Annotated in this window: 8 protein-coding genes; all 8 read left to right on the top strand. The window is 45.7% G+C overall.

What is annotated here, in order from left to right:
• A partial coding sequence (locus GXO74_13235) for a hypothetical protein (GenBank protein NOZ62628.1) occupies window positions 1-5,796 on the top strand: 5,796 nt, incomplete at its 5' end.
• A gap of 284 nt (window positions 5,797-6,080) precedes the next feature.
• Window positions 6,081-8,222: a VWA domain-containing protein gene (locus GXO74_13230; protein NOZ62627.1), complete on the top strand. Its 2,142-nt coding sequence runs from the start codon at window positions 6,081-6,083 to the stop codon at window positions 8,220-8,222.
• The gene (hflX, locus tag GXO74_13225; GenBank protein NOZ62626.1) at window positions 8,215-9,480 is read left to right on the top strand and encodes a GTPase HflX; all 1,266 of its coding nucleotides are present in this window, start codon (window positions 8,215-8,217) and stop codon (window positions 9,478-9,480) included. The genes GXO74_13230 and hflX overlap by 8 nt, the downstream gene beginning before the upstream one ends.
• 24 nt (window positions 9,481-9,504) lie before the next feature.
• A complete protein-coding gene (locus tag GXO74_13220; protein ID NOZ62625.1) occupies window positions 9,505-10,872 on the top strand; it encodes a sigma-54-dependent Fis family transcriptional regulator in 1,368 nt (455 codons plus the stop codon).
• A 39-nt stretch (window positions 10,873-10,911) separates the two neighbouring features.
• Window positions 10,912-12,591, top strand: coding sequence for a hypothetical protein (locus GXO74_13215; GenBank protein NOZ62624.1), 1,680 nt, complete (start codon window positions 10,912-10,914; stop codon window positions 12,589-12,591).
• 57 nt (window positions 12,592-12,648) lie between these two features.
• On the top strand, window positions 12,649-12,903 hold the full coding sequence (locus GXO74_13210; protein NOZ62623.1) for a YdeI/OmpD-associated family protein: 255 nt from the start codon (window positions 12,649-12,651) through the stop codon (window positions 12,901-12,903).
• A 24-nt stretch (window positions 12,904-12,927) separates the two neighbouring features.
• Window positions 12,928-13,989, top strand: a complete 1,062-nt coding sequence (gene corA / locus GXO74_13205) for a magnesium/cobalt transporter CorA (protein NOZ62622.1) — start codon at window positions 12,928-12,930, stop codon at window positions 13,987-13,989.
• Window positions 13,990-14,174: 185 nt separating this feature from the next.
• On the top strand, window positions 14,175-14,677 hold a 503-nt coding region (locus GXO74_13200), incomplete at its 3' end, for a TlpA family protein disulfide reductase (protein ID NOZ62621.1).

Here is a 14,677-nt window from a genome sequence, read left to right as displayed (position 1 = left end):
GAGGAAATACAATTGTATTGCGCCGGCTACGACGATGGCGATAATTTTGTCGGCAATATTCCCGTGCAATGGAGTTCTAACGGGAATTTGACACCGGCAGTGAGCGGCAGCGGAACTTCTGTCTCATTTCAACCTACACTGGCGCCGGCGAGCGGACAAATTGTTGCTGACCACGCTTCTGCCACAGACGACACCACCGGATTAATTTCTGTAATTCCGGGTGCTCCTGTGGGCGTCATTTCTTTGACAGCTTCGCCGTCGGTTCTTCCGGCAGACGGCGTGAGCACTTCTGCCATCGAGTCAAACAATATTTTGGACAGCGACGGAAATCGCATCGCTGCCGGCACTCAATTTACCGTAAACGCAACTATGGGGTCGATCCTTTCCACGGATGTCAATCCGATCCTTACCGGAAAGCAGGTCGCGGCAGATGATTCAGGAAAAATTTACTTTGTTTTTCAGGTCTCCGACACCGGGGGTACGGCATTCATTAGCGTGAGCAGTGTCAATGGCAGCGCGTCCGGCTACACGTCTGTTTTGATGAACAGTTTGCAGATTTCGAAAGTTTCCAGTTCCGTGGCGACTGTTTCGCAGGGACAAAACGCGGCGCCGGTAGCAATGCTTGTGGAAAATCTGGGTCCAAAAACAATTACTGGTCTCACGGCAGGTCTCATTTTTACGGGTCCCGCTCCGGCATACGAAAATAGAAATAGCGATTTTCCCCAGATTGTGCGCACAGACGGTGTTACCACGATTCCCAGTTTGAGTACGCGCACGTTGACTTTCGAGGTGGATGTGAACGAACAAGCACATGCCGATTCCGTTACCATTGACGGCTGGATTTCAGGTCAGATTGGCGGCGTAGCAGTTACCGACACTTTTGCCATTTTGAAAGGAAAATGGAAAGTGCAAACGCCGGCAGAAATAAAAATTACTCGCGTTTATTCTGTTCTGGATACAGTTTCTCAGGGAGGCAGAGGCATCGGCGTGAGATTTTACGTTTCCAATACCGGAGAGGCCGGGGCAAATGTCTCGTTGGACACCTTGAGCTTCTGGTCGGTGAATGAAGCTGTGGACGTTACCAGCGATTACGAAATTTTGTCCGCGCCGACAAATCCCACCTTTCTGCCGGGAGCCAGCGCGAACAATGTTTTCGATTTCACCGTAAACGTGGGATCGGCGGCAACATTGGGTTCCGTTGTCATTAACGGGCAGGTCATGGCGACGGATCAAAATTCAGCAAAACAGACGAATGATTTCAATGCTGACACGACGCACACCTGGTACGTAAAAAGCGCCCCGATTGTGGGCATTAAAGGCTTTTACCCTTCGCAAAATTTAGTAACGAAAAATCAAACCGTGCCCTGGTATTTAACTTTGCTTGTGGAAAATAATGGCGAGACAAATGTCCGTCTGGAAGACAATACCGTCGCTTTTTTCCTCAAAGGAGCGGATGTTTCTTCGGAATATCAGGTAACGGTTCCCAACAAGTTTAAAAATTCCGGCAGTAATATTTTGTCCGGCAACAGCGCTGACACGCTAATTTACACTGTAACGAAAACCGGCTCCAGCACCGGAGAAATAACAATTCGCGGCAGGATTTTCCTGCGTGATTTAGGCACTGGGAACCAGATCGTAGACGAGAGCTTGACCGGCGTGTCTGTACTCAAATCAGCGAAATTAAATGTTACCGGAATAATTATTTCTCAGAACAGTGTGACCAGAAATCAGACCCAGGACTGGACAGTTGACGTGGCGTTGGAAAACAAAGGCGGGACAGACATTGTCATCGACACATTTGCCAGCAGAAGTTTCCTCCGCTTTGGCGCTGCGTCGGATTTTCAGGTGCGACAACCAACTGCTTTCAAAGATGGCGATTTGACGCTGGAGGCCGGAAAATTAGATACTTTGAGATTTATTGTGGATAAAACAACGGCGACGCCGGGAAATTATTTCATCAACGCGCATTTTAGCGGCTATCAGATTACCAGCGGTGATTCCATTTACGCCGATTCTCAGGATTCGACGCTCATCGTTGTCGAGAATCCGGCAAAACTCAGGATTTACTCGCTGCAAAATTTGGCAGAAAACTCGCCGTACGTGAACACCGCCCAGAATTTCTGGTTGCGCATAAAATTGCAAAATCTTGGTCAGGATAAAATTAAGCAGGCGCAGGTTCATTTAACGACCAACGGTCCTTCTTCGATTTCACAATCGACGTTGACGTTTACTGATATTTCCGGGTTCACTTCAAAAAGCGATACGTTTTTTATTACGGCGGCAAATTCGCCTGTTTCGAGCGAAAAATTTTCAGTTTCAATCACTCAGGCAGAAGCGGAAAACACCGCTGAGGCACTGGGCGTGGAATTTGGCGCTGCGCTGGATTCTGTGGAAACGGTAACAATTCAGCAGCCGGCTAATCTGGTCATTACAAATATCACGGCGCCGGACACAGTACGCGCCTCTCAATCAGAAACGTGGAAGATAAAAATTGCTGTGAGAAATTCCGGCGGCGCTAATTTAATTCTGGCAACACCGCAAGCCAGCGACATCATCTTTTCCGTGGAAGGCGGACAAAAAAGCGATTACATCGTTCAACCGCCAACGGGACTCGCCGGCGGCGGATTGGCGCTTTCCGGCGGAAGCACTGACACGTTGATTTATTTGGTCAATCACACCGGCGAGGATGCCGGCGCCGGAGAAATTCTTGGGCAAATTGAAGGAACGGACAAAAACTCGGGACAAGTTTTGTCGGCACAGAAAACGAGAAATTTTTACGTTCGCTCAACGGCAGCGGTGCAATTAGTTCGCACGCTACCGATTTGTCCGAATTACAATTCGCAATTGGATCGCGGCGTTGTCGATCGCGGACAAAATTTCAGCGTCCGTGTTTGGGTGAGAAATTTGGGAAGAAAAAAAGTTAAAAACGTACAGGTGCAGCTTACAACAGACGGCGGGTCCGTTATTGCCGAACCAATTCGAGAAATTAATTCGATTGAACACAATGCCCTCGATTCATTGGATTTTCAGATAACAGCAAATCCGAACAATCCTGTTGATTACGAATTTTTTACCTCGAAAATTATTTCCGCAAAAGAGTACGACACCAATCTCCCGGCAGCCATTGACAACAGCGGTGATGATCGCGCTTTGATTGCCATTACCGATTCTGCAAAATTGTCTGTTTCAGCGCACACGGAAAAAGATTTTTCTGATTACACGATCAATCAGATTTTTACGCTCCACGCACAGGTGGAAAATATCGGAGCGCCGCCGGCATTGGTTGATAGCTCCGGGACGATGATGGTGAAAGTTCCTGAAAATTATCGTATTATTGTTGGTGAAGATACGGTTCAAGACAATAATTTGGTCGCATTTTATCCCGGCGTCACTTTTGACTGGCATATTTTGACGCCCGAGATTGCCTCCGGCCCCGACACGATTATTGTAAGTTTGCTGCACGCGCCGCTGGATATCAATTTGCTGGAACCTGCGCAAGTGAACACGGCAAGGGATACAGTTGTTGTTTCCACTGTGGCGACAAATATTCTTGATTCGACTTTTGTCGCAGACCCCGAAGGCGCGCGCGACGGAACGTTGTCCACGCAACAGGAATTCGTCGTAGAATCGGATATTCAATTTTCGCAGAATATAGAGCAAGTCTGGGCAACGCTTTCCTTGTCCGCAGTGGACAATAATTATCGTTTTCAAATTCCGGCTGATTCGACTCAAGAGGTCGCTTCGCTGGTGCCGGTCCGCTGGAAACTGACAGCGCCGGTGTTGGCGGACGAACATGAACAATTATTGCTGATTACCATCCGCGCGGATGAGGTAGGAAATCCGATTCCGCTCATTTACAAAGATACCGTTCGTGTGCGTTCGGTTTTACGCGCGGAGTTAAAATTTACGGCGCGGATTTCATATCCGGAAGGCGCAAAAGACGGTCAGGTGACAACGGGCCAGCGCTACGAAATAAAAGCGGAAGTGAAGAATAATGGCACTGCCGACGTTTACGGCGATGGATTGTTGTTTATTAATCTCGGCTCAACGGGAAGCAATTTCGCCGATACGACAGAGACGGTAATTAAGCCGTTCAAAATTGATTCTGCGGTGACGTGGAGCCTTCGCGCTTCAGAGACGCCTGTTTCCGAATCATTTCTGCAGATCGGCTATGCGGAAAACGGCGTTCCCAAAGATGAAAACACAAATGCGCTGGCATATTATCATCCCAACGAAGATCGTGTGAATATTTCCGTTACGACGGTACCCGGCGGAAATGTCGATTTGACGGCGAAAATTCAGGGGCCTGCCGGCGCATTGGATGGTGTAATTTCTACGGATCAGCGGATGAGCATTTTAGCGCAAATTCATTCTACAGGAGTTAGAGATGTAGAATCCGAATTGATTCTGCCTGGCGATTTTTCTTTTGCGCCAAACGTGAGTCCGGTGCAGCCCGGCGAGTCTTCCGCCCAATGGGAAATCGTCGCGCCGGCGAACTCAACTTCCAACGCCGAGCTCAAAATTGTCACCCACGGCATTGATGTCAACAATGACACCGTTTTTGTTTACAGCGACACAGCGAGGATTGTTGTCAATGTCGTCAAAAAAGGACTGGTCGAAGTTGTCGCAGACATCAAATCGCCATTGGAGGCAACGGACAGAATTGTTTCTGTGAATCAGGACTTTGTCATTGAGGGCTATTTGAACAATCACGGTCAGGCAGATATCCAAGGAAATTATCAATTAGAAATCATTTTGCCGTCTGGATACACAACAACGGATTCTTTGACCAAAACAATTTCCGGTACTGCACATGTTGAATGGACGGTGCGGGCGCCGGATCACGAACTTCCGGCTGCGAATATTGCAGTGCGCGTACCGCCAGGCGTCGGACCGCGAGATGAAAATTCCGGCAAAGAAATGGAATTCTGGAATGCCAATCGTTCGACGTCGATCGCCATTACCACTTACGAAAAATCTGTTGAGTTGAGTGTGTTGCCCAATCGCGCGCCCAACACCATTGTCAGCGGGCAGGGCAATATTTCCATGCTCGGCTTGCGGATCTTCAACGGGGCGCAGGATGAGGTATCCAATGCGGTGATTTTGTCAGGATTGGAATTGCTGGTGAGCGACCGATTCGGCGAACCGCTCAATAATCCGGGACAGGTCGTGTCGCGGCTGCTTGTGCGCGATTACTCTGACGAAAACTTAATTTACGCTGATATTACCAGTTTAGCTGAAAATTCGCTGATAAATGTCACATTCACGCGTCCGGATACAATTGAGGCGAACAAGATAGATTCCATTGACGTGGTCATCAACATTACTGCTTCGCCCGCGAAAGACAATTTAAAAATCATCATCCCGGCGGACAGCAGTATCCGCATCACCGAGGCGCTGACAGGAAATATTCCGTCCATCACAGGTATCAACGGTGGTGAAAAATATTTTGTCGAGTCCGATTTTGTCATTATTCGGGGAAATAATTTGAAAGAATCTTTTGGCAATTACCCGAATCCGTTCGGCAGCAAAGACCGTCCGAAAACGACAATCACTTATTATTTGAAAGAAGACACAAAGGTCGACATCAAAATTTACACGCTCATCGGCGAACTTGTCTGGTCAAGGTCTTTTACCGCCGATGATCCGCAGGGCAAAAAAGGAATGCGTGACGGCGATGTGGTCTGGGATGCGAAAAACGATAGAGGCAAAAAAGTGCTCAATGGCATTTATGTCATTTATTTAAAAACCGGTTACGGAGAAACGGCTACGACCAAAGCGGTGGTGGTGAAGTGATAAATTTGTTTTTGAGGTGGAGCACACCTTCAGGCGAGAATAAGCGCGAATAGAAAATTGGCGAGAAAATTTTTGAGGTGTACCTCACCTGAAAAGTGAAGTACACCTTTTAAATAAAGTCTCAGTGAGAATTTGCTGGGATTTTTTATTGCTGAGGTGTGAAACTAACTCATGAGAAAACAGGTATAAAATAAAAACTTTCAGGATATGAAAAAAGTGTACTCTACTTTACTTTTGAGGTGGAGCACACCTGTGGCAATTCAAAAGATAATTTAAGGACACGAATGACATTTCTGAACCCAGTTGTATTATTCGGGCTTGCAGCGGCGGCAATTCCCATCATTATTCATTTTTTGACTCGCCAGAAGGCAAAAGTAATTCCTTTCAGTAGTCTGCGTTTTCTCAAATTGCTTGAAAACCAGCAAATTCGCCGCTTGCGTTGGAAACAAATTTTACTGCTCATCATTCGCACGCTGATTATTTTGTTGATCGTTCTCGCATTTGCCAGGCCTACGATCAAAAATCGCGGTTTCTGGGGCGTTGGCTCCAAGGCAAATACGGCGGCAGTGCTTATTCTTGACAATAGCCTGAGCATGGGTGTGGAACAGGATGGCGCCTTGCTTTACGATACGGCAAAACGGATCGTATTTGAAATGGAAAATATTTTTTCTGCCGGAGACGAAATCTACGGGGTTTTTGCTACACCGGGCGTCCCGCCTATTTTCGAGGGACCGCGTTATAATTTCAGCACAGTGAAAAAAATCATTCAAAAAACCACAGTCACTCAGCAACGAACTGATTTTGTCTCGGCTATTGTAAAAGCAAAGGAAATTCTCGCTAAAGCTTCACCCGTGAACAAAGAAATTTATCTGATTTCAGACCTGCAAACTTCCGGTTGGCTGGACACCGCCCGCGTATCGCTGCCTTTGATGAAGGACATTGCTGATGAAAAAATAAATTTGATCATTATCCCCGTGAGAAAGAAATCGGTCAGCAATCTTTCTGTCGCGCGTATTACAATCAATAATCAAATCATTGAAAAAGGAAAAGTACTGGAAGTAAGCGCTGTGGTGAAAAATTTCGGATCCGAACCAGCGAAAAGCCGACTACTGCAAATTTTTCTCGATGGAAAACGCGTGGGGCAGGCAACTGTTTCGTTGAGTCGCGGAGAAATGAAAACCGTCAATTTCAAAATCGTTCCGGAAAAAGTCGGTTTTTCGGCAGGATCGGTTCTGCTCGAAGATGACGACCTGTTTGCTGACAACAAAGGCTACTTTACGTTTGAGACGCCGGAGCAGGTGAAAGTTCTTTTTATCGCACCACAGGAGAAAGACGTTCGTTTTTTTCGTCTGGCGCTCAACCCGACGCCGGATTCGGAATCACGTATTCGAACCAGTTACATTGCCCCGGGGGAAGTTTCTTTTAATCGTGTGAAAGATTTCGACGTCATCATTTTGTCGGACATCAAGCGTGTTGAGGGAAATTTATTGAATTCATTAAAAAATCATTTGGAGAGCGGCAAGGGTTTGATTTTATTCCCTGGTAGCGACATGGATTTGCGTCAGCTCAATGATAATTTGAACCGGGAACTTTCTTTGCCCGAATTTACGGCGACCGAAGGAAAGTTGGGGCAAAAAGATTTTTTTCTCAGTCTCGGGAAATTTGATCAGAGCCATCCGATTTTCTCAGGTATTTTTGAAAATAATAACAAAAAATTTTCATCCCCCTCGTTCAATTTTTTAGTTAAATTTCGCCTGAAGCCGGAGCACAGTGTGGTGATGAGATTTAGCAACGGCGAGCCGTTTCTCGTGGAAAGTAATTTTCAGGGAGGCAAATGTTTGGTTTTTGCTTCCACTGCTGCCCCGAGCTGGTCAGATTTTTATTTGAAAGGAATTTTTGTGCCCCTGCTGCATCGGGCAGTGATGTACCTGGCAAATACGGGCAAAGTGAATGAGCAACAATTGTTCGTGGGAGACAAAATTGGCGCGTCTGTCGCCAACGTCGGTGATTTTGCCGAACTGGAAATGGAAAAGCCAGACGGGACGCGGCAGAAAGTCATTCCTGCCATCAAAAGCGGGGCGCTGAAAATTAATTTCACGGAAACAAATTCTTCAGGCGTTTATCGGCTTTATCAAAAAGAAAAATTGCTGGGGGACTGGGCCGTGAATTGTGATCCGGAAGAATCGGATTTTTCGTATTTTTCCGAGACTCAACTAAAAAAAGTTGTCGGCAAAGCTGTGATGATGAACGTAGAAAATGTGGCGTCGCTGACTGATGAGATTCGCGCCGTGCGTTATGGTAGAGAATTGTGGAAGTTGTTCGCCGCGGCGGCGTTTGTTTTGTTGTTGATTGAAATGTGGCTTTCGCGAGAGAGCGGAACGCCGAAAAATAAAAAGGAAGGTGCAATCTTTGAGCGAAATGTTTAAGGAAAAAGCGATCATTGTCGGCGTCGTTCATCAGAAACAGAGCAAAGAACTCTTGGACGAATATCTGGATGAATTAGAGTTGCTGCTGGACACGGCAGGCGCAGATGTGGTCAAAAGAATGGTTCAAGAACGCAAAAGTTTTGATTCGGCTTATCTTGTGGGAAAAGGGTTCGCCGAGCAAATCAAAGAGATCGTTGAAACCGAAGAAACGGACATAGTGGTTTTTGACGATGATTTAACACCGGCGCAGGCGAGAAATTTGGAACAATTGTGCCAAACGAAAATCATGGATCGCAGCGGGATCATTCTGGATATTTTTGCCAGACGCGCCAAAACGAGAGAGGCAAAGACCCAGGTAGAACTGGCACAATTGCAGTATTTCCTGCCGCGATTGACGCGAATGTGGACGCATTTGTCCCGACAGGCAGGCGGCGCCGGAATTGGTTTGCACGGTCCCGGAGAAAAGCAGCTTGAAGTTGACCGGCGAATCGTGCGCAAAAGAATTACCAGTTTGAGTCGTGAATTAGAGAAAATTTCCCGGCAGCGGGAAATTCGTCGCGCGGGGCGGAAGGATTTGTTCAATGTTGCATTACTGGGCTACACGAATGTGGGAAAAAGCACGCTGATGAATGCGCTGACCCAGTCCGATATTTTTGTCGAAGACAGGCTTTTTGCCACGCTGGATTCGACTGTACGTCAAATGGAGCACTCCGGGCAAGAAAAAATCCTCCTCATCGACACCGTTGGTTTTGTGCGCAAACTGCCGCATCATCTGGTGGCTTCATTCAAAAGCACGCTGGAGGAAACGCGGGATGCGGATTTGCTCATTCATGTCGTTGACGCCAGCCATCCCTATTTTCGCGATCAAATGGAAGTCATCCGCGGTGTGATGCGCGAGATGGAATTGGACGACAGACCAACTTTGCTGGTTTTCAATAAAATCGATAAAATTGAAAATAAAGAATTTCTGAGCGAACTCAAACGCGAGTTTGACCCCTGTTTCCTCATTTCGGCGCAGCGGCAAATTTTTGTCGATGAACTGAAACAGGAAATCATCAGGCAAGCTCAGGCGCAAAGCGTGACGGCGCAGGTGAAAATTGCGCTGACAGAGCAGAAAAAACTTTCTTCGGTGTATCAATGGGCAAATATTTTACAAAAAAAATACGAAGACGGGTTTGTTGTTCTCGATATTGAATTTCCTGTGGCAAATAAACGTTGGTACTATCAATTGATCGAATCCACTGAGTCCGTTTCCTGATTTTCAAAAGTAACGGAAATTTTCATGCGCATTTTAATCATTGATGACGAGCCAAATATCGGAAAAACGCTTGCCGGATTTTTGACCGACATGGGTCACCAAGCTGAATTTTGCACCGCGGGCGGCGTCGGCTTACGCAAGGCGCTGGAAGATAATTTTGATTTGATCTTTCTGGACGTGAAACTTCCCGATATTAACGGACTGAAAATTTTACAGCAGGTCAAAGGCGCAAAGCCGGATTTGCCGATTATCATGATCAGCGGCGAGGCGGATTTACAGACCGCGGTGAACGCGACAAAAATGGGCGCGTACAATTTTCTGGAAAAGCCGCTCAATCCGGATCGCGTGATTTTGGAAGTGAAAAATATCGACCGCCAGCGGAAAATGCTGCGCGAATTTTCTGATTTAAAAAAATTAATCGAATCGGAATATCAATTGATCGGAAATGCCGCGGCGTTGGCGAAAGTGAGACAGGAAATCGAACGCGCTGCTCCTTCTGAAGGACGCATTCTGATTTTTGGCGAGAACGGAACAGGGAAAGAACTCGTCGCCAGAGAGATCCATCAGCGCAGTCAGCAGCGAAAGGGCCCTTTTGTGAAAGTGAACTGCGCGGCTATTCCCAAAGATTTGATCGAAAGCGAACTTTTTGGCCACGAAAAAGGCGCATTCACCGGCGCTATTCGAAAAAAATCCGGTCTGTTCGAAGAGGCGAACGGAGGAACACTTTTGCTGGACGAGGTTGGCGATCTGTCGCTGGAATCACAGGCAAAATTGTTGCGCGTGCTTCAGGAAAATGAATTTAACCGCGTTGGCGGAACTGCGCCGGTGAAATTCAATGCCCGTATCATTTCAGCGACGAACAAAAATTTGCCCGAAGAAATCGGTCGGGGAAATTTTCGCGAAGATCTTTTCTTTCGTCTCAACGTGATTCCCATTCACGTGCCTCCTTTGCGCGAACGAAAAGAGGACATCCCGCTTTTAGTGAAACACTTCATTCGTAACTACAGCTTAAAAAACGGCAAACGAGAAAAGAAACTCTCTCCAGAAGCTCTCTCACTTTTTTTTGAATACGACTGGCCTGGCAATGTTCGCGAACTGAAAAATTTCATCGAACGGCTGGTAATTATGACTGACGGCGACGAAATTTTAGCGCAAAATGTAAAGACTTTTTTCCCCGATGCAACGCTGTTGCGACATGCAGGAATCGAAAGCGAGCCATTAGAAAGTAAGACCGGATTATCTCTGAAAGAAATGCTTCGCAATTATGAGAAAAGAATTTTGTTTCGAGAATTTGAAAAGACAAACGGGAACATCTCCCGCATGGCAGCCAATTTGGAGACCGACCGCCCAAATCTACATCGAAAATTAAAAAAATATGGAATTAAAAAATAGCCGAAATGTTGATTTGATTTTTTCCAGAAGGGCAAAATCATGAAATTAAAAACTTGTCTAATCATTTTATTTTTCTTTGCCACGATCAATATTTTTGCTCAGAGCGGCAGCGAAGATTTTCAGCGCAAAGGTACAAATATCAATTACGACCTGGACGATTGGATCACGTATTCCATGACGCGCTGGGTGACATCAATTTCAGAAGGCAGAGATTTCGTCTATTTTGGTACAACTGGCGGGATCATAAAATATAACATGTACTCTAATCGCTGGGACAGAACCTGGACCGTCAGCGACGGTTTGCCGGATAATTTCATCATCACCGTGGCGTACGATTTTAATACCGACTATCTCTGGTGCTCAACGAGTTTTGGCGTGAGCGTTTTTCGGGCGGTCTGGAAAAAGTGGGAGAATTATTTTAAAGACGAACTTGGCATCGTTCCGGGTGATGACATCGTTTCCATCGGATTCGACGACCAAAATGTGTGGCTGCAATCGCGAGACGGCGAAATTTTTCGCAGCCAGAATCAGCAGGGTACTTTTTTCCGAGAGACCGGGAATTCCGTAAATTTTGATGCTATTCACTGGTCCAATGAAAATACTTACAGCGAAAACAAAGCGCTTGATTTGTACATGAACGGAAATTATTTTTTTGACGCCAAAGGATTTATCCGTGACACGAATCTTGACGAGTACAAAATCACCAGCTATTTGCATGATCACTGGAACAATATCTGGATTGGCACCTGGGGGCTTGGCGCCGCTCAAGCGGATTCGCGAATCAAAACTTTGGAGTTAATTCCGTACGGTCTGTTCATAAAAAATGTCAATGCTTTCGATTTTGACGATGACGGAAAACTATGGGCGGGAGGCACTGGCGCTTACAACGGACAAAGCGGCGTTACCTGCTGGGATTTTTCCAATAATGATGTTCGCTATTTCCAGTCGCGGTTTGAAAATACCATGTACAGCGATCAGGTAACAACGATGGCGACGGACGGCGAGTATGTCTGGATCGGTACCCAGTACGGACTTTTACGTTACAATCGCGCACGAAATGAATGGAAAACATTTGACACCGGACTTGGTTTGCGGGACAACTGGGTGCTGGACGTGGAGGTAGATTCTAATTTGGTGTGGATTGCCACGACTCTGGGTTTGAATGTGCTGGAGAAAGATCGTATGTACACGAAGAATTATCGCATCAAAGATGTCGTTCCCAAAGATATTTTAAACATGCGAGTTTACGATGTCGAAGCGATGGAAAATTTGCTCTGGATTGGTACGGATTACGGCGTTTATGTTTATGATAAAAATAAAAAGAAAGGCGGCTTTGAAAATGATCCCAATGGTCCGCAAAACAATCGTGTGACAGCAGTTGGCATTTTTGACGTCCGAGAAGTTTGGTGTGGATTGGAAGACGGCGTTGAGGTGTACGACGTGAAAGAGAAAAAGTGGCGCGGCGTTCCGGAGCGGAGATTTCACACCAATAGCCCGGTGAATTTCATCGTTGTCGATGATTCTGCCGCCTGGGTGGCGACTAACCAAGGCGTGCTGAAATTTGACAAACGCCGCAATCGCTGGCGCCGTTTCACAATCGAGGACGGTTTACCCGACAATGTTGTGAATTACATTTTGCTGGATGGCGATTACATCTGGTTTGGCACGCCCGAGGGACTGACACAATTTTATTGGAATTCCCCGTATCGGATCGATTGATTCAAAATTGAAAAAGTCAGATTGTTTTTTCTAAATTTTAAAAGATGGAACGAACAAATGGACCCACAAGAATCTTCTCGTTTGAAACGCCCTCTTCATGAAATGCCGGAGTATGTCAAGGTGGCATTGGAAAAAAACAACTTGATGGAACCCTACCGTGAACGTCCGCCTTATCAGCAGAACGACTACATCGGCTGGATCAATCGCGCCAAAAGACAAGAGACAAAAGAAAGACGGCTGGCGCAAATGCTGGAAGAACTCAGGCGTGGCGACAAATACATGAAAATGGATTATCGAGCAAAAAAAAGTTGATTTCAAAAAAGCAGAGAACATCCCATGACACACCAAAGAATGAAACCCCACTCAAAAAAGGCTGGCTTGCCGCCAGGAACGCCGATTTATACTGATGAAAGAAAGATTGAGAAAGTAAAAATTGAAGTGATCGATTATCAGAAGGATCGGTTTGAAGAATATCAGTTCAAAACAGTTGAAGAATGTTTCCCGTTTAAAAATAAGCCGTCGACAACCTGGATAAATATTTGTGGCTTGCACGATGTGGCGGTAATTGAAAAAATTGGTGAACATTTTGAAATTCATCCGCTTGTTGTAGAAGATATTGTGCATCTGGAACAGCGGGCGAAAATGGAGGAATTTGATTCCTACCTTTATTTTGTACTGCGGATGTTTTCATTCCAGGACGGCAACTTCGATGATGAGCAGATTAGCATTATTCTGGGAAAAAATTATGTGATTACATTTCAGGAAAAATCCGGCGATGTTTTTGATGTCATTCGCGAGAGAATCAAAAGCGGAAAAAATCGTATTAACCGAGAGAAGGCGGACTATCTGGCTTATAGTTTAATCGATGTTATTGTGGATAATTACTTTGTCATTCTGGAAAAGATTGGCGAGCAGATTGAAGATTTGGAGGATGAGTTGTTGGTGAGCCCAACGACGAAAAGTCTGCACAAAATTCACAGTTTTAAACGGAAAATTTTATCCTTGCGCCGCTCGGTCTGGCCCCTGCGCGATGTGATCAGCCGTTTTGAGCGAATCGAGTCAAGAATTGTCAATCAATCCACGCAAATTTACATTCGCGACGTGTACGATCACACGGTGCAGATTATTGATACCATGGAAAACTATCGCGATATTCTGGCGGCGATGATGGACATTTATCTTTCCAGCGTGAGCAATCGCATGAATGAAATAATGAAAGTCTTGACGATTATTGCGACAATTTTTATCCCGCTGACTTTTATCGCCGGTATTTATGGCATGAATTTCAAGTATATGCCGGAAGTGCGCTGGCATTGGGGCTATCCGGCCGCTTTGTTCGTCATGTTGGTCATTGCAGTGATTATGTTAGTTTATTTTAGAAGAAAGAAGTGGTTATAAGCCTGAAGCCTGTCAAGGGTTTTGCGGATGTCTCGTTTCTATTTGGCGTCCCGATAAATTGGGGTGCTGAGTCAAGCGCGTTTTTTTATTTTTGAATGAGCCCCGCAATTTTTTTGTGAGGAATAAATTAGAAAGGTTATCAGGACAATTTTTTTCCTAAAAACATTTTCGGAGGATTCCACAGAATGAAGCAGCCCCAAAGAAAGTTGATCTTGTTTTTTATTCTTTACTTTTCGATTGGTTTGGCCAGCCTCGCTCATTCGCAAACCAAAAATCTAAAAATCGGCGACCCTGCCCCAACATTTGTCCTCAAATCTCTTGATGGAAATTATGTTTATCTGCGTGATTTTTGCGGTAAGCTTCGCCCGCCAATAAGGTTAAAAAAACAGCACGTGATCATCATCAGTTTTTTTGCCACCTGGTGCAAACCGTGCATGAAAGAAATTCCGGAATTAAATAAAATTGAGGCTCGCTTTAAAAATCACGGTCTAAAAATTTTTATGATTGATTTAAAAGAAGAAAGACAAATCGTGACCAAATTTGCCAGAGAACGGAAGCTTCCGGGCGCGATTCTATTAGATAAGTACGGCATGGCTGCAAAAAAATATGGCGTGGAATCATTGCCCCGATTGTTCCTCATCGACCGCAATGGTAAATTGGTTTGGAAGACCAAAGGTTATCAGGAAAA

It is taken from the genome of Calditrichota bacterium (genome assembly GCA_013152715.1).
GTDB lineage: Bacteria > Zhuqueibacterota > Zhuqueibacteria > Thermofontimicrobiales > Thermofontimicrobiaceae > 4484-87.
This window is presented reverse-complemented; position numbering and strand designations above follow the sequence as displayed.

Excerpts from the sequence above, each read along its gene's own strand:
- GXO74_13230 (NOZ62627.1), top strand. The coding sequence starts at position 6,081 with ATGACATTTCTGAACCCAGTTGTATTATTCGGGCTTGCAGCGGCGGCA.
- hflX (NOZ62626.1), top strand. The coding sequence starts at position 8,215 with ATGTTTAAGGAAAAAGCGATCATTGTCGGCGTCGTTCATCAGAAACAG.
- GXO74_13220 (NOZ62625.1), top strand. The coding sequence starts at position 9,505 with ATGCGCATTTTAATCATTGATGACGAGCCAAATATCGGAAAAACGCTT.
- GXO74_13215 (NOZ62624.1), top strand. The coding sequence starts at position 10,912 with ATGAAATTAAAAACTTGTCTAATCATTTTATTTTTCTTTGCCACGATC.
- GXO74_13210 (NOZ62623.1), top strand. The coding sequence starts at position 12,649 with ATGGACCCACAAGAATCTTCTCGTTTGAAACGCCCTCTTCATGAAATG.
- corA (NOZ62622.1), top strand. The coding sequence starts at position 12,928 with ATGACACACCAAAGAATGAAACCCCACTCAAAAAAGGCTGGCTTGCCG.